The sequence below is a fragment of the Aeromicrobium flavum genome, assembly GCF_007992115.1.
In the GTDB taxonomy this organism is placed as follows: Bacteria; Actinomycetota; Actinomycetes; order Propionibacteriales; family Nocardioidaceae; genus Aeromicrobium; species Aeromicrobium flavum.
This window is the reverse complement of record NZ_BJZQ01000008.1, coordinates 71,595-94,278: the sequence shown is the minus strand read 5'-3', so window position 1 is coordinate 94,278 and position 22,684 is coordinate 71,595. Positions and strand designations below refer to the sequence as shown.

Below are 22,684 nucleotides of genomic sequence, written 5' to 3'. Positions count from 1 at the left end.
CATGAGCTCGCCGGCCGCCGGCGCCATCATGGCCCTGGCCAGGACCCCGGCCGCGGCTGCCAGGTACGACCTGACGCCGCGTGCCACTGTCGTGTGCTCCGCCCTCGTGCTGGCCGCCGTCACCGGACTCGACCTCCTCGACGACCGGCTCGGCATCGCCTTCTCGGTCGGCTTCGTCCTCGTCGTCGTCAGCGCCGCCACGGCGGTGCAGGATCGCGGACTCTTCACCACGGGGGTCATGCCGCCGGTCCTGCTGGTCGCCGCGCTGCTGATCGTCGCGGCCACCGCGCCCGAGGCCATCGTCATCGAGGGCCTCCCCGAGACGGCGGGAGTCTTCGGACTGACGCTGTCGGCCACGATCGCCCACGGCGTCCCGCTGCTGATCGGTCACGCCGGGGCGATCGCCGTCATCGTGTGGCGGATCCTCACCGTCCGGCGCTGAGGCGCTACGCGTCGTCGCCGGTCGCGCGGCGGGCGAGCCACACACCGACGAACATCAGCGCGGCGTAGATCAGGATCAGGAGCAGCGCCGTCGGGATCAGGTTCCCCGGCCGACCGCCCTCCATCATGTAGATGACGTGAGCGACCGCCGCGGAGGACATCGCCACGACGGGCGTCCAGGTGTCGGTACGCCCGGCCCACCCGTGGACGACGGCACTGACCAGCACCGGGAACCCGGCCATGAATCCGGTCAGGAGCAGCGTCAGGAACAGCAGTCCGCCCTCGAACTCGTCGGTCTCCTCGATCAGCACCGGCACGTACAACAGCACCCCGACGGCCACGACACTCGCGACGACCCTGGTCAGCAGCAACGCTTGGTCCCGGCGCATGAGGTCCCCCTGGTGGATCGTCGGCCGCCCTCCGCGGGGCGGCGTCCCACGATAACCGAGCATCACGCGACGCTTGCCGGTCCTGCCGCGCCGACCTACGGTGGCAGGACGACGACTTCCGGGGGGAAACCATGCTCGTCCGACGCTCCATCGCCGCCCTGTCGGCCCTCACCCTGGCCGCCGGCGCGGTCGCCCTGCAGTCGCCCGCCCAGGCGCGCGGCGACCACCACCGGCCGTCCCCGAGCGGTCCGACCGCGTACGGGTCGGGCGGCGCAGTCGCCTCCGTCGATCGCGACGCGAGCCGGGTCGGCCTCGCCGTGCTGAAGTCCGGCGGCAACGCGGCCGACGCGGCCGTCGCCACCGCGGCGGCCCTCGGCGTCACCGAGCCCTACAGCGCCGGCGTCGGCGGCGGCGGGTACTTCGTCTTCCGCGACGGACGCACCGGCAAGGTCACCACGATCGACGGCCGCGAGACCGCACCCGCCGGCGTCACGCCGACCACCTTCTACGACCCCGCGACCAACCAGCCGCGACCGTTCGCCGACCTCGTGTCGTCCGGCGTGTCCGTCGGCGTCCCCGGCACCGTGGCCACGTGGGCGAAGGCGACCCGGCTGTTCGGCAAGCGCTCCCTCGCGCGCAACCTGGCGCCGGCCAGGAGGCTCGCCGCCCGCGGCTTCACCGTCGACCAGACGTTCCGCAGCCAGACCCTCGACAACGCCCAGCGCTTCGCGGCGTTCCCCGACACGGCCGAGCTCTTCCTGCCCGGCGGCGACGCCCCCGCCGTGGGCACGCGGTTCCGCAACCCCGACCTGGCGCGGACCTACGCCCTGATCGCACGTCGTGGACCGCAGGCCTTCTACCGCGGGGCCCTCGCCGAGGACATCGCGCAGACCGTGCAGAACCCGCCCAAGGCCGCGGACACCACGCTCCCCGTGCCACCCGGGTCGATGTCCACCCGCGACCTCGCGCGGTACTCCGTCCGTCTCCAGAAGCCCACGAAGGTCACGTACCGCGGCCACGAGGTCTACGGGATGGCGCCGTCCTCCTCCGGCGGCATCGCCGTGGGCGAGGCGCTCAACATCCTCGAGAACCACCGGCTTGGCGGCGGGGCGAGGACGGGCCAGAGCCTGCACCTCTACCTCGAGGCGTCGGCCCGGGCGTTCGCCGACCGCAACGCGTACGTCGGCGACCCGGCGTTCGTCGACGTCCCGACGCGCACCCTGCTGAGCCAGGGATTCGCCGACGCCCGCGACTGCACGATCGACCCGCAGCGCGCCTCCGAGCGCCCGGTCGCGGCCGGTGCGCTCGACGCCACCGGCTGTGCCACCGTCGCCCACGAGGAGCCCCGGGACACCGAGAACATCTCCACGACGCACCTGTCGGTCGTCGACAGGTGGGGCAACGCGGTCGCCTACACCCTGACCATCGAGCAGACCGGCGGCTCGGGCATCACCGTCCCGGGGCGAGGGTTCCTGCTCAACAACGAGCTGACCGACTTCAACACGGTCTACAACGCCGCGGACGCCAACCGCATCGAGCCGGGCAAGCGGCCCCGCTCGTCGATGTCGCCGACGATCGTCACGAGGAACGGCAAGGTCCGGTTCGTGGTGGGCTCGCCCGGCGGCGCCACGATCATCACGACCGTGCTGCAGATCCTGATCAACCGCATCGACCTCGGCATGACCCTGCCGCAGGCCGTCGCGGCCCCGCGGGCCTCGCAGCGCAACGCCGCCACGACCCCGGCCGAGCCGGCGTTCATCGAGCAGTACGCGGACGACCTGGCGCCGTTCGGTCAGCGGCTCGTGCCGTCCGGCGACACGTTCACCTCGGCGGCCGAGATCGGGGCCGCGGCCACGATCGAGGTCGACCGGCGCGGGCGCATGATCGCCGCCGCCGAGCCGCAGCGACGGGGCGGCGGCACCGGCCTGGTGGTCAGGCCTTCGAAGCGGCCTTGATGTCGCGGCGCAGCTCGGGCGGCAGGGCGAAGATGAGCGTCTCGTCGGCCGTCCGGATCGCCCGGGCGTCGCCGATGCCGCGCTCACCGAGGTAGCCGAGCACGTCCTGGACGAGGTCGTCGGGCACCGAGGCGCCCGAGGTCACGCCGACGGTCTTGACTCCGTCGAGCCACGCCTCGTCGATCTCGCTGATGTCGTCGATCCGGTAGGACGCCTTGGCGCCCGCCTCGAGTGCGACCTCGACCAGCCGGACCGAGTTCGACGAGTTCGCCGAGCCGACCACGATCACCAGGTCGGCGTCCTTCGCGATCTCCTTGACCGCCACCTGACGGTTCTGGGTGGCGTAGCAGATGTCGTCGCTGGGCGGATCCTCCAGCTGCGGGAACTTCTCGCGCAGGCGGCGGACCGTCTCCATCGTCTCGTCGACGCTCAGCGTCGTCTGGCTCAGCCAGCTCAGCCGGGTGCCCTCGGGGAACTCCAGGGCATCGACGTCGCTCGGGCGCTCGACGAGGGTGATGTGCTCGGGCGCCTCGCCCGCGGTGCCCTCGACCTCCTCGTGACCGGCGTGGCCGATCAGCAGGATGCGGTAGTCCTCCTGGGCGAAGCGGCGGGCCTCGTGGTGCACCTTCGTCACCAGCGGGCAGGTCGCGTCGATCGTCTTGAGGCTGCGCTCGGCGGCCTCGGCGTGCACCGCCGGCGAGACGCCGTGGGCGCTGAAGACGACGGTGGCGCCCACGGGCACCTCGTCGAGCTCCTCGACGAAGATCGCGCCGCGCGCCGCGAGGTCGTTCACCACGTGCTTGTTGTGCACGATCTGCTTGCGCACGTAGACGGGTGCGCCATAGAGGTCGAGCGCCTTCTCGACGGTGATGACCGCGCGGTCGACGCCGGCGCAGTATCCGCGCGGGTCGGCCAGGAGGACCTGACCGGAGGTTGCGGGCATGCCGAGTTCGACCTGGGTGGACATGGCGCCCAGCCTACCGACCCGGCGATGACCGGTCACACCGTCGGAGTCGCCTCATAGGGTGGGGCGCATGGCCCTCGAGACGAGCGCGGACTCACCCGCGCCGCTGCGCAGCATCTCGCTCGCGCTCCAGGGGTGGATCGGCAAGCTCGGCGCGGTGTGGGTCGAGGCCGAGGTGGTCCAGCCCAAGCTCAGTGGCAACACCTACTACCTGACCCTGCGCGACCTCGCCGCGAACCTCAGCATCAGCGCCATCGCGTTCCGCGCCGTGGTCGAGTCCAGCGCCAGCCCGATCACCGACGGCACCCGCGTCATCGTCCACGCCAAGCCCGAGTTCTACTCCCCCAACGGCCGGCTCTCGCTCAAGCTGCTCGAGATCCGGCCCACCGGCGAGGGCGAGCTGCTGGCCCAGCTCGAGCGCCGCCGCCAGCTGCTCGCGGCGGAGGGCCTGTTCGAGAATCGGTGGAAGCAGCGGCTGCCGATCCTGCCCACGGCGATCGGCCTCGTCACCGGCAAGGGATCGGCCGCCGAGCGCGACGTCGTCGAGAACGTCCGCGACCGCTGGCCCGGCGCCTCCCTCGAGATCCGGCACGCCCTGATGCAGGGGTCGCAGTCGGCGACCGCCGTCATCGCGGCGTTGCGCGAGCTCGACGCCGCCAGCCACGTCGACGTCATCGTCATCGCACGCGGCGGCGGGTCGATGGAGGACCTGCTTCCCTTCTCCGACGAGGCTCTCGTCCGGGCCGTGCACGCCGCCGCCACCCCCGTGGTCAGCGCGATCGGGCACGAGCCCGACGTGCCGCTGCTCGACCTGGTCGCCGACCTCCGGGCCTCCACCCCCACCGACGCCGCCAAGCGCGTCGTGCCGCACGTCGGCGACGAGCTGGCCGGCCTCACCGCCGCCCGCGAGCGCGCACGCCAGGCCGTCGCGGCCCAGCTGCACCGCGAGGCCGCGGGGCTCGCCGCGCTGCGCAGCCGGCCGGTGCTGCGCTCGCCGTCGGCGTTCGTCGATGCCCAGCAGGACCACGTCTCGGGCCAGCGCGAGCGCGCCCGTCGCGCCATGGCGGCCCGGCTCGACCGCGCCCACGACGAGGTCGGGCACCACCTCGCCCGCGTGCGGGCGCTCTCGCCGCTGGCGACGATGCACCGGGGCTACGCGGTGGCGCTCGACGGGGCCGGCCGCGCGGTCACGTCCATCGACCCCCTGGCCCCGGGCGACGAGCTCGTCCTCCACCTGACCGACGGGCAGGCCACCGTCCGCGTCACCGACCTGCAGGAGCACCCGCATGAGTGAGCCCACCGCCCCCGATCCGTCCGAGCTGTCCTACGAGCAGGCCCGCGACGAGCTGGTCACGATCGTGCAGCGGCTCGAGACCGGCGGCACCACGCTCGAGGAGTCGCTGACCCTCTGGGAGCGCGGCGAGGCGCTCGCCGAGGCGTGCCAGCGCTGGCTCGACGGCGCGCGCGCCCGGCTCGATCCCGCTCAGGAGGCGAAGGGCTCCAAGGACGCCACGTAGTCCTCCAGCACGTCGCGCTCGGCGCTGCCGGTGACCACGACGGCCTCCTCACCGACGAGGCCGGCGAAGGTGGTGGTGTCCTCCGGACCGGTGCGCACCTGCCAGGCGCGCCCGGCGATCTTCACCGTGCCGGCCTCCTCGCCGCCGGGGGCGCGGTCCTCCACGAGGGTGCCCAGGCCCTGGGCGTCGCCCCGTCGCTGGCTGAGCCCCACGTACTCGTCGTCGCCGGTCACGAGGTTCAGCTGCCACCGGCCGTCGATCAGCTCGGCGCGGGTGGCGCGCCAGCGGTCGGGCACCTCGGCGGGCACCAGCGGGACGAAGCCGGCGCGGCTCTCGACGACGCCGGCCGCGGCACGCCAGTCGACCTCGGAGGTGGGGTTCTCGGGGGTCACCGTCAGCAGCCGGCCGAGCAGCCACACGACCAGCACGCCGACCCCCAGCACCAGCACCGAGCGCAGGACGTCGCCCATCGCAGGATTGCCCCGGGAATAGCCGCTCATCGTGCTCCTGTCCTCACCTGCGCCGACCGATCAGTCGTCGCGGCCAGCCTAACCTTCGCAACCAGTAGGATGACCGCGTGGACCGACTGAAGCCCGCCGAGGCCGCCCCTGACCGCAACCTCGCCCTGGACCTCGTCCGTGTGACCGAAGCCGGGGCCATGGCCGCCGGCCGCTGGGTCGGGCGCGGCGACAAGAACGGCGCCGACGGCGTCGCGGTCAACGCCATGCGCTCGATGATCAACACCGTGGCGATGGACGGCGTCGTGGTCATCGGCGAGGGCGAGAAGGACGAAGCCCCGATGCTCTACAACGGCGAGCACGTCGGCGACGGCACGGGCCCCGAGTGCGACGTCGCCGTCGATCCCATCGACGGCACGACCCTGACGGCCAAGAGCCTGCCCAACGCGATCTCGGTCATGGCCGTCGCGCCCCGCGGCTCGATGTACGACCCCTCCGCGGTCTTCTACATGGAGAAGCTCATCGCCGGCCCCGAGGCCGCCGACAAGGTCGACATCCGGCTCCCCGCCGCCGAGAACATCGCGATCGTCGCCAAGGCCAAGGGCCTCGACGTCGAGGACGTCACCGTGTGCGTGCTTGACCGGCCGCGCCACGACGCGCTGGTCCAGGAGATCCGCCAGACCGGCGCCCGCATCAAGCTCATCACCGACGGCGACATCGCCGGCGGCATCACCGCCGCCCGTCCCGACTCCGGCGTCGACCTGCTGCTGGGCATCGGGGGCACCCCCGAGGGCATCATCACCGCCGTCGCGATGAAGTGCCTCGGCGGCGTCATCCAGGCCCGCCTCACGCCGATCGACGACGACGAGCGCCAGCGCGCGATCGACGCCGGCCACGACCTCGACCGGATCCTCACCACCGAGGACCTCGTCACCGCCGACGACTGCTTCTTCGTGGCCACCGGAATCACCACCGGCAACCTGATGCGCGGCGTGCGGTACGGCGCCGGCAGCGCCACGACCGAGTCGATCGTCATGCGCTCGCGCTCGGGCACGATCCGCACGATCCGCAGCGAGCACCGCCTCGAGAAGCTGCGCGCGTACTCCTCCGTCGACTACGAGCACTGAGACCCGATCGATGGACGCCGGGCAGGCTCGCGACGAGACCGTCGACGTCTCCGACGAGCTCTTCGCGCACCTGCCCAGCGGCCTCGACCTGTGCCACCAGACCTTCGGTGACCCCCAGGACGAGTCCGTCCTGCTGATCATGGGGCTCGGCGGTCCCATGACGTGGTGGCCCGCCGAGTTCTGCGAGCTGCTCGCCCGGCGCGGGTTCCACGTCATCCGGTTCGACAACCGCGACACCGGCCGATCGACCAAGCTCCGGCACCACCGGGTGTCGCGGTCCGACGTCGTCAAGGCCTTCCTCGGCCGCGGCACGGCGCCGTACGGGATCGACGACCTGGCCGACGACGCGGCGGGCCTGCTCGACCACCTCTCGGTCGACGCCGCCCACGTCGTCGGCGTCTCGATGGGTGGCATGATCGCCCAGACGCTGGCCGTCGAGCACGCCGACCGCGTCCGCTCCCTCACCTCGATCATGTCCACGACCGGCCGCCGCAAGGTGGGCTGGATCCACCCGCGGGTGGTCCGCACGATGCTCGCCCAGGCGGGTCGCACGCGCCCGGAGTTCGCCGAGGTCTCGGTCCAGAACGGCAAGGTGCTGGGCTCGCCCGCGTTCCCCACCGACGACGACGTCGCCTACGCCCGCGCCCTCGAGACGTACGACCGGGGCTGGATCGGCAGCGGCGTCCTGCGCCACATGATGGCGGTCCTCACCCAGTCGGACCGCACCGAGCGCCTCGGCGTCATCTCGGTGCCCACGCAGGTGATCCACGGGTCGAAGGACCTGCTGGTCCACCGGTCCGGCGGCCGCGCCACCGCCGACGCGATCCGCGGCGCCACGCTGCTCGAGATCGCCGGGATGGGCCACGACCTGCCGGCCCAGCTGTACGAGACCTTCGCCGACGCGATCGTCGCGACCGCCGCCCGCGCCCGCTGACCCGAAATGGGCAGCAACCGCTGCGCCTACTAGGGTTCGGGCCATGACCGAAAACAACACCGAATGGCGCATCGAGCACGACACGATGGGCGAGGTCAAGGTCCCCGCCGACGCCCTGTGGCGGGCCCAGACCCAGCGCGCCGTCGAGAACTTCCCGATCTCCGGCACGCCGATCGAGTCGGCGCAGATCCGGGCCCTGGCCCAGATCAAGGCCGCCTGTGCCACCGCCAACGCCGAGTTGGGCATCCTCGAGCAGGACATGGCCGACGCCATCGTCGCCGCCGCTGACGAGGTCGCCGCCGGTCGCCACGACGCGCACTTCCCCATCGACGTCTTCCAGACGGGGTCCGGCACGTCGAGCAACATGAACACCAACGAGGTCCTGGCCACGCTGGCGACGAAGAACTCGGGCATCGAGGTGCACCCGAACGACCACGTCAACGCCTCGCAGTCCAGCAACGACGTGTTCCCGACCTCGATCCACGTCGCGGCCACCGAGTCGGCCCTCACGGTCCTCATCCCCGCGCTGGACCACCTCGCGAAGAGCCTCGAGGCCAAGGCCACGGAGTTCGCCGAGGTCGTCAAGTCCGGCCGCACCCACCTGATGGACGCCACCCCGGTCACCCTCGGCCAGGAGTTCGCCGGCTACGCCGCCCAGATCCGCCGCGGCATCGAGCGCGTCGAGGCATCGCTGCCGCGCACGGCCGAGGTCCCCCTCGGCGGCACGGCCGTCGGCACGGGCATCAACACCCCGCAGGGCTTCCCGCAGCGGGTCATCGAGATCCTCGCCGAGCGCACCGGCCTGCCGCTGACCGAGGCGCGCGACCACTTCGAGGCCCAGGGCGCCCGCGACGGCCTGGTCGAGATGTCCGGCCAGCTGCGCACGATCGCGGTGAGCCTGGTCAAGATCAACAACGACCTGCGCTGGATGGGCTCGGGCCCGCGCACCGGCCTGGGCGAGATCCACCTGCCCGATCTGCAGCCCGGGTCGAGCATCATGCCCGGCAAGGTCAACCCGGTCCTGCCGGAGGCCACCCTCATGGTGTGCGCCCAGGTCATCGGCAACGACGCCGCCATCGCGTTCGCCGGCGCCTCGGGCTCGTTCGAGCTCAACGTGATGCTGCCGGTCATCGGCCGCAACATCCTCGAGTCGATGCGGCTGCTGGCCAACGCCTCCACGACGCTCGCCGACCGCTGCATCGACGGCATCACCGCCGACGTCGACCGCTGCCGCGAGCTGGCGGAGTCGAGCCCCTCGGTCGTCACGCCGCTCAACCGCCACATCGGCTACGAGAACGCCGCGGCGATCGCGAAGAAGGCCGTCAAGGAGCGCAAGACGATCCGCCAGGTCGTGATCGAGGAGGGCTACGTCGAGCGCGGCGACATCAGCGAGGCCGACCTCGACAGCGCCCTCGACGTCATGAGCATGACCCACCCGTAAGGGCTCCGGTCCTCACGCCGCCCTCTCCCCTCGGGGACGGGCGGCGTGCTCGTCTCAGCCGACCTTCTCGGCCACGACGTAGCCGTCGCGGTCGAACACGATCCGGTAGGTGCCGCCGTGCTGGGCGCCGTGCTCGAGCGGGTCGCGCGGCATCAGGTTGCGGTCGAAGATCAGGTAGTCCGGCACCACGTCGCCGATCGTGCCCTCCCAGTACGCCTCGTCGTGACTGCTGGTGAGGTACTTCAGCACGGCGATGTCGGTCTCGACCACCGCGTCCTCGGGGATGGTCCCGATCGCGTCCTGCAGCGCCTCACGCCGCGGCGAGGCGTCCCACGTCGTCGGCTCCAGCAGCTTCACCAGAGGTCCACCGGCGAGCAGGTAGCCGCCGACGGCCGCTCCCAGCACCACGCCCGGCCACTCGAGCCAGCGACGTCGGCCGATCGCGTCGATCATCGCCACGAACACGATCGGCATGATCACGATCGAGTAGTGCCATTCGGTGCCCCAGTAGTACTCGACGTCGCCGAAGAACCGCCACACGAACGTCGGTGCGGCCACGACCGCCCACGGCGACCAGAGCGCGGCGAAGCCCGTGACGCCGAGCGTGAGCAGCAGGGTGAGGAGCTTGCGGTCGGCCTCGGTCGTCAGCGTCTCCCACAGGCCCACCTCGCCGCCGAGGTTGTCGGTGTAGTCGTAGCCGCCGCCGGTGTTGAACGACGGGATGACGACCCAGACGACCAGCACCAGCGCGACCGCGCCGCCGATCGCCAGCAGCAGGCCCCGGCGCCGCTCGCCCGCCAGCCACAGAGCCACGCCCACGGCCGCGACGGTGACGCCCATGTCCTCCTTCACCAGCAGCAGCGGCAGCGACCACCACACCACCGCGCTCCAGCGCTGCTCGACGAACGCGACGCCGGCCATCGCCAAGATCGGCACGGCGAACGCCACCTCGTGGAAGTCGGCCACGACGGCGTTGCCGAAGCCGAACGCCAGCCCGTACATCAGCGCGATGGTCCACCCGACGCGTACGCCGAGGCGCTCGACGGCGAGCTTGGTCACCGGCACGACCGACAGGCCGATCAGCACCCCCTGGGCGACGAGGAGCGTCTGCCCCGAGGGGAACAGCCAGTAGGCCGGCGCGAGTAGGGCGTCGATCGGCGAGAAGTGATCGCCCAGGATGTTGTAGTCCGGCCCCTTCACCGGGACGATCGGTGCCTCGAACCGCGAGTACGCCTTCACGGCCTGCTCGAAGATCGCGTTGTCCCAGGAGTTGACCGTCAGCCGGCGCCAGGACAACAGGGAGATCAGGGAGTAGAGCACTCCGACGACCACGGCCCAGCCCCACGGCATCCATCGCTTCACGCTCGACACCGTACCGGGCGGTAACCCGACGTTGCGTCCTCTCGGCACGACGTCCCACGGCGCGGTCTGCCCCGCCCGGGGGTGTCCCACGACGTAGTGTTCGAGCATGAGTCGGTCGCGCAGGATCTCGGTGGCGCTGATCGCGGTTCTGGCCCTGGGGCTCTTGGCCCTCCTGGTCCTGGTCAACGTCCGTGCCGCGCCCGATGCCGAGGCCCCGAACACCCCCGCGTCACAGGCCGAGCAGCCGCCGGTCGAGGTCGACGGCGTCACGACCGTCCGGCTGGAGGTGCCCACCGACGACCTCGCCGAGGAGCCCCCGGCGGCGTGCACCGAGCTGATCACCAGCATCGAGGACCCCACCTCGGTCGAGCTCACGGTGCGCGACCCCGCCGGTGACGAGCAGGAGCTCGACGCCGACGTGCGGGTGTCCGAGACCGCGAACCCGTGGCTCGGGCTGAAGCGGCCCTATGACCTCGAGCTCGCCGAGCCCGCCTCCGTCCTGGGCCTGCCCGCCTCGCGGGACTGGGTGCTGCTGGACCACTTCGCCGACCGGTCGCTGCTGCGCACCGCCGGCGCGATGGAGATCGCCCGACGCCTCGGCTTCGACTGGGTGCCCCGGCTGGTGCCGGCCAACCTCGAGATCAACGGCGCCCCGTGCGGGCTGTACTCGTTCGGCGAGCGCCCCACCGCCCAGGAGGGTCGCGCCGAGCTCGAGGACGACGACGTGCTGCTCCTGGCCGACAGCCGCGACCTCGACCACCCGCGGTTCCGCACCGACCGCGGACTGCAGCTCTACCTGCCCGGCAGCGAGGGCGGCGCGTCCGAGGCCGCGGTGCGCTTCCAGCGGATCGAGGATCTGCTCTACGACCGCGAGTTCCCGGACAACGGCTACCGCGACCGGATCGACGTCGCCTCGTTCGTCGACTGGTACCTGCTGAACGAGCTCACCAAGAACCTCGGCAGCCCGTTCGACGACGACGTCCTCATGGTGCTGCGCGGCGACGACACCGTGGCGATGGGTCCGCCGTGGGCCTTCGACGCGTCGCAGGGCAACCGCAGCAACGGCTCGTGGCGCCTCGACCATCCGAAGGGCTGGTGGCTCCAGCGCGCCTGGTACGACATCAGCGACGACCCGGGCTGGCGCCAGGCGTTCTCGCCGACCCAGCTGTGGAACCAGCGCAAGGGCCACTACCTCACCGTGCTCATGTCCGACCCGTGGTTCGCGCGCCGCGTGGCCGACCGCTGGGCCGAGGTCTCGAAGGACATGGCGACGATCGGCGACTTCATCGACGAGCGGGCCGCCGTGATCGCCGACGACGCCGCCGACAACTTCAGCCCGCCGGAGGTCGACGGCCCGGGGCTGCCGCTGACCGCCAGCGCCTTCGACAACGACCCCGTCACCTACGTCTTCGCCAACGACGACCCCACGGTCGAGGTGCGCGAGGGCTGGCAGAACGAGGTCGACCTGCTGCGCCGCTGGATCGAGCGCCGCGTCGCCTGGTTCGACGGCGAGCTGCTGGACTGAGGTCCGCTCAGCCCAGGCGGGCGGCCAGGTCGCGCGCGGCCCGGACGAGCGACGCGTTGTCGGGCGCCATGCTTCCGTCGGGCAGGTGCACGGTGTCCTCCAGCCCGATCCGGGTCTCGAGGCCCAGTCGCACCGCCAGGCGCAGCGCCGGCCACGCCGACTCCCCCTCGCCGTGCAGGAGGATCTGGACGTCCGGAGCCTGCGCGCGCACCGCCCGGACCATCTCCTCGCCCAGCACGGTGACCTGCTCCTCGCCGATGCGGTCGGGGAGCTCGAGCAGCACCCGCGTCACCGAGTCGCGGACGGGCGACTCGGCCCAGTCGCGGACGTCGTCGAGCGACCACAGCCCGGCCTCGATGCCGACGCTCTGCTCGAAGAGCGCCTCCACGACCGCGGCCGAGCCGGCCTCGTGCCAGTTGACCGACGCCAGGTGCGGGACCAGTCCCCACGCGCGGATCGCGGCCACGCGCTCGGTCGGGTCGGGCAGCGCCCACTCCCCCGTCGTGACGCTGATGGGCAGGGCAGGCGCGGCGACGTGCACCGCGGCGATGAGGGCGTCGACGAAGTCGGGAGCGAGCGTGTCGAGCCCGTCGTCGCCCTTCGGGTGCAGGTGCACGCAGTCGGCACCGGCCGCCACGACCGCGGCGACGTCGTCGGCGATCTGCTCGGGGGTCACCGGCAGGGCCGGGTGCGCGGCCGGCGGCCGCGCGCCGTTCAGGCAGGCCTGGATCGTGATCGGCCCGCCCATGGGGTCACAGTCCCGGGAACCAGAGGTTCATCTCGCGCGCCGCGGACTCCTCGGAGTCCGAGGCGTGCACGAGGTTCTCGCGGTTCGACAGCGACAGGTCGCCGCGGATCGTGCCGGGTGCGGCCTTCCGGCCGTCGGTGGCGCCGTTCAGGGCGCGGACGACGTCGATGGCCTCGTCGCCCTCGAGCACCATCGCGACCAGCGGGCCGGACGTCGCGAACTCGCGCAGCGGCGGGTACCACGGCTGCTCGACGTGCTCGGCGTAGTGCGCGTCGGCCATCTCGGCGTCGATCGCGCGGTGCTGCATCGCGACGATGCGCAGGCCCTTGGCCTCGTAGCGCGACGTCACCGCCCCCACCAAGCCGCGCGCGACGGCATCGGGTTTGATGAGAACAAGCGTGCGCTGCGTCATGAGCACAACCTATCCCGCGCGCTGTTCGAGGAGTTCCCATGGTCGACAGCACCCGCCCCCTGCCGGACGCCTGGTGGCGTGACGCCGTGATCTACCAGGTCTATCCGCGGTCCTGGGCGGACTCCGACGGCGACGGGATCGGCGACCTGCCGGGCATCACGTCCCACCTCGACCACCTGGCCGCGCTGGGCGTCGACGCGGTGTGGCTGTCGCCGTTCTACACGAGTCCGCAGAACGACGCGGGCTACGACGTCGCCGACTACCGCAACGTGGATCCGCTGTTCGGCACGCTGGCCGACTTCGACGCGCTGACCGACCGCGCCCACGAGCTGGGCCTGCGCGTCATCGTCGACCTCGTGCCCAACCACTCCTCCAGCGAGCACGCGTGGTTCCGGGCCGCGCTGGACGCGGAGCCCGGCAGCCCCGAGCGCGCGCGGTACATCTTCCGCGACGGCCGCGGCGACGACGGCGAGTTCCCGCCCAACAACTGGCAGAGCACCTTCGGCGGCCCGGCGTGGACCCGCACCGAGAAGGCCGACGGCACGCCCGGCCAGTGGTACCTGCACCTGTTCGACCCGACGCAGCCAGACTTCGACTGGAACAACCCCGAGGTGCAGGAGGAGTTCCGCTCGATCCTGCGGTTCTGGCTCGACCGCGGCGTCGACGGCTTCCGGATCGACGTGGCGCACGGCCTGCACAAGGAGGCCGGCCTACCCGACGCCCCCGCCGAGTACGACATCGCCACCCACGCCACCTCCGTGCAGCCCATGTGGGACAAGCCCGAGGTGCACGAGGTCTACCGCGACTGGCGCCGCCTCGTCGACGAGTACCGCGTCGAGGGCGAGGACGCCGACCGGATCCTCGTGGCCGAGGCGTGGGTCGTCCCCGACGACTCCCTGGCGAAGTACGTGCGCCCCGACGAGCTGCACCAGTCGTTCAACTTCGGCTACCTCATGACGCCGTGGACGCAGCGGCACCAGCGCGAGTCGATCACCAACGCGCTCGCGGCGACCGCCGCCGTCGGTGCGCCGCAGACCTGGGTGCTGTCGAACCACGACGTCCCCCGGCACGCCTCGCGGCTGTCGTACGACATCGACAGGCCGACCCGCATCCTGGGCATCGGCCCCGACGACCCTCAGCCCGACGCCACCGTGGGCCTGCGCCGCGCCCGTGCCGCCACGGCCGTGATGCTCGCGCTGCCGGGCTCGGCCTACCTCTACCAGGGCGAGGAGCTGGGTCTGCCCGAGGCGACGACCCTCCCCGACGACGTGCGCCAGGACCCCACGTTCGCGCGCACCCACGGCGAGGACGTGGGCCGCGACGGCTGCCGCGTGCCGGTGCCGTGGCACGCCGACCAGCCCGCCTTCGGCTTCAACACCACCGGCAAGAGCTGGCTGCCCCAGCCCGAGGTCTACGGCGACCTGGCCCCCAACCGCCAGGACGGGGTGGCCGGCAGCACCCTGGAGTTCTACCGCCGGGTGCTGGCCACGCGGCGGCGGTACGGCCTGGGCTGCGGCGAGCTGCACTGGCAGGACCTCGGCGAGGACGTCCTCGCCTTCACGATCACCGCCGACGGTGGGCGTCGGGTGCAGGTCGTCACCAACTTCGGGGACACGTCGATCGACCTGCCCCACGGCGAGCTCCTGGTGGTCAGCGGGTCGCTCGACGGGCATCGCCTGCCGACCGACACGACGGCCTGGGTCGCTCCCGGCTGAGCCACCGTCCTTCCCCGGGACTTGCGGGTTTCTTCCGCCCGCCGTAGTTTCATGTGAGCGGCGTCACATTTCCACAGGTCGCACGCCGCAGACTCTCGGGGGAAGGTCGGGTGGTGCACGTGACGACGCGAACGAGGATGTCCCGCCGAGGAGTCGGCTTGGCCGCTGCCGCGACGCTGCTGCTGTCGCTGGCCGCCTGCGGCGGAGGCGACGAAGGCGGTACACCGGTCATCAACCTGTTCGGCGGCGCGTCCGCCACCGGCTTCCAGGACCTGATCGACGGCTGCAACGAACAGGCCGACGGCGCCTACCGCATCGAGGGCAACCTCGTGCCGAGCGACGCGGACGGTCAGCGCGAGCAGCTGGTCCGCCGCCTCGCCGCCGGCGACGAGGGCATGGACCTGCTCGGCATGGACGTCGTCTGGACGGCCGAGTTCGCCGAGGCGGGCTGGATCCTGCCGCTGACCGAGGAGCAGGCCGCCGCCGCGTCGGAGGACACGCTCGCGGTCCCGCTGGAGACGGCGACGTGGAAGGACAAGCTCTACGGCATCCCGAAGCACACCAACGCCCAGATCCTCTGGTACCGCAAGTCCCTGGTCGAGAAGGCCGGCAACGGCAAGCCGCCCGCCACGTGGGACGAGATGTTCGACATGGCCGAGAAGCTCAAGGCCGACGGCGACCCGTACCAGATCGGGTTCACCGGAGCCCGCTACGAGGGCCTGGTGGTCGGCTTCAACACGATCCTGTCCTCCTTCGGCGGCACCATCGTCAACGACGACAGCACCAAGTCCACGATCGACGACAAGACCACCGAGGCCCTCGGCCTGCTGAGCCGCCTCGCCGAGTCCGGGTTGGCCAGCCGCTCGCTCTCGAACTCCCAGGAGCCCGAGGTCTTCGCGCAGCTGCAGAACGGCGAGTCGGCCTTCAGCCTCAACTGGCCCTACGTCGGCAGTGCGATGCGCGAGGCGGCCCCCGACATCGCCGACGACCTCGGCTTCGCCACGTTCCCGAGCGCGGTCGAGGGTCAACCGTCGAAGGTCACGGTCGGCGGCATGAACTTCGCGATCAGCAAGTTCAGCGAGCACCCGGAGGAGGCGTTCGACGCGGCCATGTGCCTGCGCTCCCCCGAGAACCAGCTCAAGCACGCGATCACCGCCGGTGAGCCGCCGGTCAACGAGACGGTCTTCGACGAGCCGGAGTTCAAGAAGGTCTACCCGCAGGGCCCGGTCCTGCTGGAGTCCCTCGAGGCCGCCAGCTCGCGACCGATCTCGCCGGTCTACCAGAACATCTCGACGATCATCTCGTCGACGCTCTCGCCGCCCACGAGCATCGATCCCGAGGCGACGACCAAGGAGTTGGAGGGCGCCATCAACGACGCCATCGAGGGGAAGGGGATCCTGCCATGAGCGTCACCGCTCCCGTCGACGAGCGCACGGAGGACGAAAGCGCCGCGATCGCCCGCCAGCGGCACAGCGAGGGCAAGAAGGCCGAGCGCCGCCTGGGCCTGATGCTGGTCGCACCCGCCGCCATCTTGATGGTGGCCGTCACGGCCTACCCGATCGGCTACGCCCTGTGGCTGTCGTTCTTCCGTGCCGACCTGCGCACGCCCGACGACAACGAGTTCGTCGGCCTGGACAACTACATCACGGTCCTGTCCAGCGACATCTGGTGGAAGGCCTTCGGGTTCACCCTGCTGCTGACCGTCGTGAGCGTCGTCTTCGAGCTCATCCTCGGCATGGCGCTGGCGATCGTGATGCACCGCACCATCGTCGGTCGCGGCCTGGTCCGCACCTCGGCCCTCGTGCCGTACGCGATCGTCACCGTGGTCGCCGCCTTCAGCTGGCGCTTCGCCTGGAGCCAAGGCATCGGCTGGCTGGCCGGCGACAGTGCACCGCTGACCGGGCAGTGGAGCTCCTTCTGGATCATCGTGCTGGCCGAGGTCTGGAAGACCATCCCGTTCATGGCGCTGCTGCTGATGGCCGGACTCGCGCTCGTGCCCGAGGACCTGCTGAAGGCCGCCTCCATCGACGGCGCGTCGGCGTGGCAGCGGTTCTGGAAGGTCACCGTCCCGCTGATCAAGCCGTCGATCCTGGTCGCCGTCCTGTTCCGCACCCTCGACGCCTTCCGCGTCTTCGACAACATCTACGTGCTGACCAGCGGCGCCAACGAGACGTCCAGCGTCTCGATCGTCGCCTACAACAACCTGATGCGAGGCCTCAACCTCGGCATCGGCTCGACGATGTCGGTGCTGATCTTCCTGGCGATCGCGATCATCGCGTTCATCTTCATCAAGCTGTTCGGGGCCGCGGCTCCGGGCTCCGACGAAGGGAGGCGGTGACGATGAGCACCACGACGGAGACGACGAAGACCAAGTCGATCTGGTGGGTGGTGAACGCGATCGTCCTGCTGTACGCGTTCATCCCGGTGGTGTGGATCATCTCGCTGTCTCTCAAGCCGGACGCGACCCTCAACGACGGCTCGTTCCTGCCCACCAAGGTCACCAGCGAGCACTACGAGGCGATCTTCGCCAACGACAGCTTCACCCGGGCCCTGATCAACTCGATCGGCATCTGCCTGATCGCGACGTTCATCGCGCTGATCGTGGGCACCATGGCCGCGTACGCGGTGGCCCGCCTGGACTTCCCGGGCAAGTCGCTCGTGGTCGGCGTCTCGCTGATGATCGCCATGTTTCCGCAGATCGCCCTGGTCACGCCGCTGTTCAAGATCCTCACCGGGATCGGCCTGTTCGACACCTGGCTCGGCCTGATCATCCCGTACATCACCTTCGCGCTGCCGCTGGCGATCTACACCCTGAGCGCCTTCTTCCGCGAGATCCCGTGGGAGCTCGAGAAGGCCGCCAAGATGGACGGCGCCACGCCGTACCAGGCGTTCCGCAAGGTCATCGCCCCGCTGGCCATGCCGGGCGTGTTCACCACGGCCATCCTGGTCTTCATCACCTGCTGGAACGACTTCCTCTTCGCGCTGTCGCTGACCTCCAGTGAGCGCTCCCGCACCGTGCCCGCCGCCCTGAGCTACTTCACCGGCGCCACGACGTTCGAGAAACCGACCCAGACGGTGGCCGCCGCCGCGGTGGTCATCACCATCCCGATCGTCATCTTCGTCCTCTTCTTCCAGCGCCGGATCGTTGCCGGCCTCACCAGCGGCGCCGTCAAGGGCTGAAAGGAACTCATCATGGCTGAAATCGTTCTGGACCACGTGGTCAAGCGGTACCCCGACGGCGCGGTGGCGGTGGAGGACTTCAACCTCCACATCGAGGACGGGGAGTTCATCATCCTCGTGGGCCCGTCCGGCTGCGGGAAGTCGACGACCCTGAACATGATCGCGGGGCTGGAGGACATCACCACCGGCGACCTGAGGATCGACGGCTCGGTGGTCAACGACAAGGCCCCGAAGGACCGCGACATCGCGATGGTGTTCCAGTCCTATGCGCTGTACCCGCACATGACCGTCTACGAGAACATGGCGTTCCCGCTGCGGCTGGCCGGCACCGACAAGGCGACGATCGACCAGAAGGTCCAGGAAGCCGCGAAGATGCTCGAGCTCGAGGCGCACCTCGACCGCAAGCCCTCGAACCTCTCCGGTGGTCAGCGCCAGCGCGTCGCGATGGGTCGCGCGATCGTCCGCAGCCCCAAGGCGTTCCTCATGGACGAGCCGCTGTCGAACCTCGACGCGAAGCTGCGCGTGCAGATGCGCACGCAGGTGGCGCGGATCCAGAAGACCCTCGGCACGACCACCGTCTACGTCACGCACGACCAGACCGAGGCCATGACCCTCGGCGACCGCGTCGTCGTGATGCGCGCCGGCAAGATCCAGCAGGTGGGCTCCCCCACCGACCTGTACGACCACCCGAACAACCTCTTCGTGGCCGGCTTCATCGGCAGCCCGTCGATGAACTTCGTGCCCGGCACGATCAACGGCGACACGCTCGACACCCCGCTGGGCGACCTGCCCGTGCCCGACACGGCCCGCGAGGCCCTGCGGTCCGGCAGCGCCAACCGCGAGGTGATCGTCGGCATCCGTCCCGAGCACTTCGAGGACGCGTCGCTCATGGCTGACGACGCCCACGGGGCCCGGACGAGCGTGACGGTCGACCTGGTCGAGCAGATGGGCTCGGACGTCTACGCGTACTTCACCGTGCAGGGCGGTGCCGCGAACGCCGACCTGGAGGACCTGGCCAAGGACACCGGGCAGGACATGACGGGCGAGGGCACGCAGATCAACGCGCGCCTCAGCGCCGAGTCGCGGGTCAAGGCCGGCGACACCGCCGAGCTCTACATCGACACCGCCAAGGTCCAGATCTTCGACGCCCAGAGCGGCGAGAACATCAGCCGGACGTCCTGACGGTCAGCGCGGCTTGCGTCGCCGCCGCTTGCCGGCGGCGACGTCGCGCATGATCTCGCGGTTCCACGCGTGCTCGCGGATGAGGCGGTACCGCTCGCCCGAGACGCGCATGTACGCGTCGCCGTCGGTCTCGTCCTCGCCCTTGAGGCCCGCCTCGTTGACGAGCTCGAGGACGGGCAGGAACTCCTCGTCGTACCACCGGCGCGCCATGGTCTTCTTGTCCATCAGCTCGCCCTCGGACTGCATCGTGCGCGCCGCCCAGGCCTCGACCATCTCGGCGAGCATCCCGTAGGCGTGGGGGCGCGTCACCCGCACCCGCTCGCGCACCGACGGCGTGAGCGGCACCCGCTGGATGAACACCTTGCGCCAGTGCTTGATCTCGAGATCCTCGCGGCGGCCGATGTCGCGCGGCTCGAGGAGGGTCTGCACCTCGGTGACCTCGGCCTCGATGAGCCGCAGCCGCAGCGCGCGGGCCACCGAGACGCGGTGGTGCCCGTCGCGCACGAAGTAGTAGTCGCCGAGCTTGTAGACGTCGATGGGCGGGATCTCCTCGCCCACGCGGCTGGCCCGCGCGATCCGCTCCCAGCGGGCCCGGCTCTTGTCGGACGTGGGCCGGAACCGGCGGTCGAAGTCGCGCACCTTGTCGACCGACCCGATGATCGCGTCGAGCGGGATGAGGTGCAGGCCGATGCGACGCTCACCGCGGCGGCCCAGCGCGTCGACGACCTCGTCGAACGAGAGGGCCTGGGTGCTGCCGCCGCCCTCGCCGCGCAGGCGGGCCGCGAGCGCGGAGAGCGTCTGCAGGCGCCGAGCCCGCATGAAGTCGCTCTCGGCGTCGATCCGGGGGGATCCCGAATCAGCCATGACCGCCCACCGGGTCCGGGTCGAGGGCCGTCGCGATCTCCATCAGCTTGTAGGGCACGACGTTGCGGATCGTGGTGTCCCCGATCATGCGGTCGGGCTGGGCCTGGCCGTACGGGTGGATGTGGCCGTGGAGGTGCCAGCGCGGCTGCAGGGTCTCGAGGACCTCGTGCAGCGCCTCGAAGCCGTGGTGCGGCGGGTCGTCGCCGTCGCCGAGGCCGCGTGGAGGCGAGTGGGTCAGCAGGACGTCGACCCCTCCCCCACGCTTGGCGGCCACCTTGAGCAGGCGCCTGGCGCGTTTGGCGAACTCGTCCTGGGTGTACTGGTTGGGGCCGTCGTTGTAGCGGATGCTGCCGCCGAGGCCGGCGATGCGCAGCCCGGCGACGTCGACGATCGACTCGTCCGCGTTGGTGCCGCCGAGCGGCCGCGGGTCCTCCTGGGGCATCCCGTTGCTGGTCAACCAGCCGCGGAAGCCCGACAACGGCGCCTCGACCTCGGGATCGTGGTTGCCCGGCACGAACACCACCGGGACGTCGAGCATCGAGGACAGGAACTCCAGGTAGTCCCACGGCAGGTCGCCGGCGGCCAGGACCACGTCGGGGCGCAGCCGACGCACGCCGGCGTCGTGGATCACCGGCGAGATCTCGTCTGCGACCACGAGGACCCGAGCCATGGCTCCACCGTACCCGGGGCAGGGGTGACTCAGGTCACATCCCGGCGATGGAGCGGGTGACGAAGCGGCGCGCCTACTCGCCCGCCGCGGCCCAGCGAGCCTTGTCGGCCTCGATCCTGCGGCCGAGGAAGAAGGCGCCCAGCCACAGGGCGGCGAACATCAGCCCGATGAAGAACATGATCGGCACGAGGAGCCCCAGCGCGATCGTGGCCGCCTGGATGGCGTGGCCCAGCCAGTACGCCCACGGCCGGCGCAGCAGGCCGGTCGTGACGAGGCACAGCACCGCGAGGCCGCCGCCGAGCAGCGAGGCGACGAGCGGGTCGACGTCCTGGACGGCGATCATGACCGGGATCGACAGGCCCAGGATGATCGCCTGGAGGGTCAGCATCGCCGCGCACATGTGCCTCATGCGGGGTCGCCCTCCGCGCCGCGCAGCAGCGTGCGCGCCTCACCGACGGTGACGACCGAGCCGGTGACGAGCACGCCGGCGGACCCGATCGAGTCGCCGAACTCCTCGCCGGGCGCGTCGGCGAACGAGATCGCGCGCTCGAGTGCGTCGTCGAGGCGGGGCACGACCTCGATCCGGTCGAGGCCGAACACCCCGGCCGCGACCTGGGCCAGATCGGCGGCGGGCAGGGACCGCTCGGTGCTGTTCTGCGTGCAGATCAGGTGGGCCACGACGGGCTCGAGCTCGCGCAGGATCTCCTCGGCGTCCTTGTCGGCCATGATGCCGACGACGCCGATGAGCGGGCTGAAGGCGAACTCCTCGCTGACCGACTCGACCATCGCGCGCACGCCGTGCGGGTTGTGCGCCGCGTCGAGGACGACCGTGGGGCTGCGCCGGACGACCTCGAGGCGGCCGGGCGACGTCACCGCGCCGAAGCCCGCGCGGATCAGGTCGGGGTCGAGCTGGGCGTCGCCGGTGAACACCTCGACGGCGGCCAGCGCCAGCGCGGCGTTGCGTGCCTGGAACGCTCCGTGCAGGGGAAGCAGGATGTCCTCGTAGCGGCCCTTGACGCCCTCGATCGTGAACAGCTGGCCGCCGACGGCCGCGGTGCGCGACTCGACGCGGAAGTCGGCCCCCTCGAGGACGAGCATCGAGCCGACCTCGTTGGCGCGGCGCATCATGACCTCCAGCACCTCCTCGGGCTGGGAGGCCAGGACCGTGCGGCTGCCGGGCTTGATGATGCCCGACTTCTCGACCGCGATGTCGGCGGGCGTGTCCCCGAGGTAGGAGGCGTGGTCGACGTCGATCGGGGTGATCACCGCGACCGACGCGTCGGCGACGCTCGTGGCGTCCCACGCGCCGCCCATCCCGACCTCGACCACGGCGACGTCGACCGGGGCGTCGGCGAAGGCGGCGTACCCCATCGCCACGAGCATCTCGAAGAAGCTCAGCGGGTGCGGCTGGTCGCGGTCGACGAGGTCGGCGTAGATCGCGACGTCGGCGTAGGCGTCGACGAACAGGTCGTCGCTCAATGGCTCGCCGTCGATGCAGATGCGCTCGTTGATCCGCTGCAGGTGCGGGCTGGTGAACCGGCCCGTGCGCAGGTCCAGGGCGCGCAGCAGGGCGTCGATCATCCGGCTGGTGGAGGTCTTGCCGTTCGTGCCGGTCAGCTGGATGACCGGCTGGGCGTGCTGCGGGTCGCCCATCAGCTCGCAGACGGCGCGGATCCGGTCGAGCGAGGGCTCGAGCCGGGTCTCGGGCCAACGGGACAGCAGGGCGAGCTCGACATCGGGGTACGTGGGCCTCATCGCCTCCAGTATCCCACCGCGCGACGACCCGCCCGCCACGCCACG

Annotated in this window: 23 protein-coding genes; 13 read left to right on the top strand and 10 right to left on the bottom strand. The window is 71.2% G+C overall.

What is annotated here, in order from left to right:
• The first annotated feature begins 1 nt into the window (after nucleotide 1).
• Nucleotides 2-442, top strand: coding sequence for a DUF6542 domain-containing protein (locus AFL01nite_RS09610; RefSeq protein ID WP_146827461.1), 441 nt, complete (start codon nucleotides 2-4; stop codon nucleotides 440-442).
• 4 nt (nucleotides 443-446) lie between these two features.
• Here AFL01nite_RS09610 and AFL01nite_RS09605 read toward each other — a convergent pair whose 3' ends face one another.
• The gene (locus AFL01nite_RS09605; protein WP_146827460.1) at nucleotides 447-830 is read right to left on the bottom strand and encodes a hypothetical protein; all 384 of its coding nucleotides are present in this window, start codon (nucleotides 828-830) and stop codon (nucleotides 447-449) included.
• Between the two features lie 131 nt (nucleotides 831-961).
• Between AFL01nite_RS09605 and ggt the strand changes: the two genes are divergently transcribed.
• Nucleotides 962-2,785 (top strand): gamma-glutamyltransferase, encoded by a 1,824-nt coding sequence (gene ggt, locus AFL01nite_RS09600; RefSeq protein ID WP_146827459.1) that lies wholly within the window; start codon nucleotides 962-964, stop codon nucleotides 2,783-2,785.
• Here the strand turns inward: ggt and AFL01nite_RS09595 are convergent.
• Nucleotides 2,763-3,752: a 4-hydroxy-3-methylbut-2-enyl diphosphate reductase gene (locus AFL01nite_RS09595; protein ID WP_146827458.1), complete on the bottom strand. Its 990-nt coding sequence runs from the start codon at nucleotides 3,750-3,752 to the stop codon at nucleotides 2,763-2,765. The genes ggt and AFL01nite_RS09595 overlap by 23 nt on opposite strands.
• A gap of 67 nt (nucleotides 3,753-3,819) precedes the next feature.
• Between AFL01nite_RS09595 and xseA the strand changes: the two genes are divergently transcribed.
• Complete coding sequence (xseA, locus tag AFL01nite_RS09590; RefSeq protein ID WP_146827457.1) at nucleotides 3,820-5,043, top strand: exodeoxyribonuclease VII large subunit; 1,224 nt, start codon at nucleotides 3,820-3,822, stop codon at nucleotides 5,041-5,043.
• Nucleotides 5,036-5,266 carry an exodeoxyribonuclease VII small subunit gene (locus AFL01nite_RS09585; RefSeq protein WP_146827456.1) on the top strand — a complete coding sequence of 77 codons (231 nt, stop codon included), beginning with the start codon at nucleotides 5,036-5,038 and terminating at the stop codon, nucleotides 5,264-5,266. The genes xseA and AFL01nite_RS09585 overlap by 8 nt, the downstream gene beginning before the upstream one ends.
• On the opposite strand, the gene AFL01nite_RS09580 is transcribed toward AFL01nite_RS09585, so the two are convergent.
• The gene (locus AFL01nite_RS09580) at nucleotides 5,233-5,766 is read right to left on the bottom strand and encodes a DUF4245 family protein (protein ID WP_146827455.1); all 534 of its coding nucleotides are present in this window, start codon (nucleotides 5,764-5,766) and stop codon (nucleotides 5,233-5,235) included. The two genes, AFL01nite_RS09585 and AFL01nite_RS09580, sit on opposite strands and share 34 nt — an antisense overlap.
• Before the next feature lie 77 nt (nucleotides 5,767-5,843).
• On the opposite strand from AFL01nite_RS09580, the gene glpX reads away from it, so the two are divergent.
• Genes glpX through AFL01nite_RS09565 form a run of 3 tightly spaced genes read left to right on the top strand, consistent with a single transcriptional unit; the run spans nucleotide 5,844 to nucleotide 9,226 of the window.
• Nucleotides 5,844-6,851, top strand: a complete 1,008-nt coding sequence (gene glpX, locus AFL01nite_RS09575; protein WP_146827454.1) for a class II fructose-bisphosphatase — start codon at nucleotides 5,844-5,846, stop codon at nucleotides 6,849-6,851.
• 10 nt (nucleotides 6,852-6,861) lie between these two features.
• The gene (locus tag AFL01nite_RS09570) at nucleotides 6,862-7,785 is read left to right on the top strand and encodes an alpha/beta fold hydrolase (protein WP_146827453.1); all 924 of its coding nucleotides are present in this window, start codon (nucleotides 6,862-6,864) and stop codon (nucleotides 7,783-7,785) included.
• 43 nt (nucleotides 7,786-7,828) lie between these two features.
• Nucleotides 7,829-9,226, top strand: coding sequence for a class II fumarate hydratase (locus tag AFL01nite_RS09565; protein ID WP_146827452.1), 1,398 nt, complete (start codon nucleotides 7,829-7,831; stop codon nucleotides 9,224-9,226).
• A gap of 54 nt (nucleotides 9,227-9,280) precedes the next feature.
• Here AFL01nite_RS09565 and AFL01nite_RS09560 read toward each other — a convergent pair whose 3' ends face one another.
• Nucleotides 9,281-10,588, bottom strand: a complete 1,308-nt coding sequence (locus AFL01nite_RS09560) for a DUF2079 domain-containing protein (protein WP_186813888.1) — start codon at nucleotides 10,586-10,588, stop codon at nucleotides 9,281-9,283.
• A 106-nt stretch (nucleotides 10,589-10,694) separates the two neighbouring features.
• Between AFL01nite_RS09560 and AFL01nite_RS09555 the strand changes: the two genes are divergently transcribed.
• Nucleotides 10,695-12,113: a CotH kinase family protein gene (locus AFL01nite_RS09555; protein ID WP_146827450.1), complete on the top strand. Its 1,419-nt coding sequence runs from the start codon at nucleotides 10,695-10,697 to the stop codon at nucleotides 12,111-12,113.
• Between the two features lie 7 nt (nucleotides 12,114-12,120).
• Here AFL01nite_RS09555 and AFL01nite_RS09550 read toward each other — a convergent pair whose 3' ends face one another.
• Together AFL01nite_RS09550 and ndk are read right to left on the bottom strand one after the other, a co-directional pair.
• Complete coding sequence (locus AFL01nite_RS09550) at nucleotides 12,121-12,861, bottom strand: 3-keto-5-aminohexanoate cleavage protein (protein WP_146827449.1); 741 nt, start codon at nucleotides 12,859-12,861, stop codon at nucleotides 12,121-12,123.
• A 4-nt stretch (nucleotides 12,862-12,865) separates the two neighbouring features.
• Entirely contained in the window at nucleotides 12,866-13,273 is a 408-nt protein-coding gene (gene ndk / locus AFL01nite_RS09545) for a nucleoside-diphosphate kinase (protein WP_146827448.1), read from the bottom strand.
• A 38-nt stretch (nucleotides 13,274-13,311) separates the two neighbouring features.
• On the opposite strand from ndk, the gene AFL01nite_RS09540 reads away from it, so the two are divergent.
• The 5 genes from AFL01nite_RS09540 to AFL01nite_RS09520 all read left to right on the top strand — a co-directional run bounded on the left by AFL01nite_RS09540 (nucleotide 13,312) and on the right by AFL01nite_RS09520 (nucleotide 19,350).
• The gene (locus tag AFL01nite_RS09540) at nucleotides 13,312-14,988 is read left to right on the top strand and encodes a glycoside hydrolase family 13 protein (RefSeq protein ID WP_146827447.1); all 1,677 of its coding nucleotides are present in this window, start codon (nucleotides 13,312-13,314) and stop codon (nucleotides 14,986-14,988) included.
• A 137-nt stretch (nucleotides 14,989-15,125) separates the two neighbouring features.
• Nucleotides 15,126-16,394 (top strand): ABC transporter substrate-binding protein, encoded by a 1,269-nt coding sequence (locus AFL01nite_RS09535; protein WP_146827446.1) that lies wholly within the window; start codon nucleotides 15,126-15,128, stop codon nucleotides 16,392-16,394.
• Nucleotides 16,391-17,326, top strand: a complete 936-nt coding sequence (locus tag AFL01nite_RS09530) for a carbohydrate ABC transporter permease (RefSeq protein WP_146827445.1) — start codon at nucleotides 16,391-16,393, stop codon at nucleotides 17,324-17,326. The genes AFL01nite_RS09535 and AFL01nite_RS09530 overlap by 4 nt, the downstream gene beginning before the upstream one ends.
• Before the next feature lie 2 nt (nucleotides 17,327-17,328).
• Nucleotides 17,329-18,168, top strand: coding sequence for a carbohydrate ABC transporter permease (locus tag AFL01nite_RS09525; RefSeq protein WP_146827444.1), 840 nt, complete (start codon nucleotides 17,329-17,331; stop codon nucleotides 18,166-18,168).
• A 12-nt stretch (nucleotides 18,169-18,180) separates the two neighbouring features.
• The gene (locus AFL01nite_RS09520; protein ID WP_146827443.1) at nucleotides 18,181-19,350 is read left to right on the top strand and encodes an ABC transporter ATP-binding protein; all 1,170 of its coding nucleotides are present in this window, start codon (nucleotides 18,181-18,183) and stop codon (nucleotides 19,348-19,350) included.
• Between the two features lie 3 nt (nucleotides 19,351-19,353).
• Here AFL01nite_RS09520 and AFL01nite_RS09515 read toward each other — a convergent pair whose 3' ends face one another.
• The 4 genes from AFL01nite_RS09515 to AFL01nite_RS09500 all read right to left on the bottom strand — a co-directional run bounded on the left by AFL01nite_RS09515 (nucleotide 19,354) and on the right by AFL01nite_RS09500 (nucleotide 22,639).
• Entirely contained in the window at nucleotides 19,354-20,214 is an 861-nt protein-coding gene (locus tag AFL01nite_RS09515) for a ParB N-terminal domain-containing protein (protein WP_146827442.1), read from the bottom strand.
• Nucleotides 20,207-20,884, bottom strand: a complete 678-nt coding sequence (locus AFL01nite_RS09510; protein WP_146827441.1) for a metallophosphoesterase family protein — start codon at nucleotides 20,882-20,884, stop codon at nucleotides 20,207-20,209. The genes AFL01nite_RS09515 and AFL01nite_RS09510 overlap by 8 nt, the downstream gene beginning before the upstream one ends.
• A 73-nt stretch (nucleotides 20,885-20,957) precedes the next feature.
• Nucleotides 20,958-21,293, bottom strand: coding sequence for a DUF4233 domain-containing protein (locus AFL01nite_RS09505; RefSeq protein WP_146827440.1), 336 nt, complete (start codon nucleotides 21,291-21,293; stop codon nucleotides 20,958-20,960).
• Complete coding sequence (locus tag AFL01nite_RS09500; RefSeq protein ID WP_146827439.1) at nucleotides 21,290-22,639, bottom strand: bifunctional folylpolyglutamate synthase/dihydrofolate synthase; 1,350 nt, start codon at nucleotides 22,637-22,639, stop codon at nucleotides 21,290-21,292. Before AFL01nite_RS09500 ends, AFL01nite_RS09505 begins: the two co-directional genes overlap by 4 nt.
• Nucleotides 22,640-22,684: the final 45 nt, after the last annotated feature.

Coding starts and splice junctions, on each gene's coding strand:
- AFL01nite_RS09540 (WP_146827447.1), top strand. CDS start 13,312: ATGGTCGACAGCACCCGCCCCCTGCCGGACGCCTGGTGGCGTGACGCC.
- AFL01nite_RS09500 (WP_146827439.1), bottom strand. CDS start 22,639: ATGAGGCCCACGTACCCCGATGTCGAGCTCGCCCTGCTGTCCCGTTGG.
- AFL01nite_RS09610 (WP_146827461.1), top strand. CDS start 2: ATGAGCTCGCCGGCCGCCGGCGCCATCATGGCCCTGGCCAGGACCCCG.
- AFL01nite_RS09515 (WP_146827442.1), bottom strand. CDS start 20,214: ATGGCTGATTCGGGATCCCCCCGGATCGACGCCGAGAGCGACTTCATG.
- ggt (WP_146827459.1), top strand. CDS start 962: ATGCTCGTCCGACGCTCCATCGCCGCCCTGTCGGCCCTCACCCTGGCC.
- AFL01nite_RS09605 (WP_146827460.1), bottom strand. CDS start 830: ATGCGCCGGGACCAAGCGTTGCTGCTGACCAGGGTCGTCGCGAGTGTC.
- AFL01nite_RS09565 (WP_146827452.1), top strand. CDS start 7,829: ATGACCGAAAACAACACCGAATGGCGCATCGAGCACGACACGATGGGC.
- AFL01nite_RS09525 (WP_146827444.1), top strand. CDS start 17,329: ATGAGCACCACGACGGAGACGACGAAGACCAAGTCGATCTGGTGGGTG.
- xseA (WP_146827457.1), top strand. CDS start 3,820: ATGGCCCTCGAGACGAGCGCGGACTCACCCGCGCCGCTGCGCAGCATC.
- AFL01nite_RS09570 (WP_146827453.1), top strand. CDS start 6,862: ATGGACGCCGGGCAGGCTCGCGACGAGACCGTCGACGTCTCCGACGAG.
- AFL01nite_RS09595 (WP_146827458.1), bottom strand. CDS start 3,752: ATGTCCACCCAGGTCGAACTCGGCATGCCCGCAACCTCCGGTCAGGTC.
- AFL01nite_RS09580 (WP_146827455.1), bottom strand. CDS start 5,766: ATGAGCGGCTATTCCCGGGGCAATCCTGCGATGGGCGACGTCCTGCGC.
- AFL01nite_RS09535 (WP_146827446.1), top strand. CDS start 15,126: ATGTCCCGCCGAGGAGTCGGCTTGGCCGCTGCCGCGACGCTGCTGCTG.
- AFL01nite_RS09585 (WP_146827456.1), top strand. CDS start 5,036: ATGAGTGAGCCCACCGCCCCCGATCCGTCCGAGCTGTCCTACGAGCAG.
- AFL01nite_RS09510 (WP_146827441.1), bottom strand. CDS start 20,884: ATGGCTCGGGTCCTCGTGGTCGCAGACGAGATCTCGCCGGTGATCCAC.
- AFL01nite_RS09530 (WP_146827445.1), top strand. CDS start 16,391: ATGAGCGTCACCGCTCCCGTCGACGAGCGCACGGAGGACGAAAGCGCC.
- AFL01nite_RS09550 (WP_146827449.1), bottom strand. CDS start 12,861: ATGGGCGGGCCGATCACGATCCAGGCCTGCCTGAACGGCGCGCGGCCG.
- AFL01nite_RS09520 (WP_146827443.1), top strand. CDS start 18,181: ATGGCTGAAATCGTTCTGGACCACGTGGTCAAGCGGTACCCCGACGGC.
- ndk (WP_146827448.1), bottom strand. CDS start 13,273: ATGACGCAGCGCACGCTTGTTCTCATCAAACCCGATGCCGTCGCGCGC.
- AFL01nite_RS09555 (WP_146827450.1), top strand. CDS start 10,695: ATGAGTCGGTCGCGCAGGATCTCGGTGGCGCTGATCGCGGTTCTGGCC.
- AFL01nite_RS09505 (WP_146827440.1), bottom strand. CDS start 21,293: ATGAGGCACATGTGCGCGGCGATGCTGACCCTCCAGGCGATCATCCTG.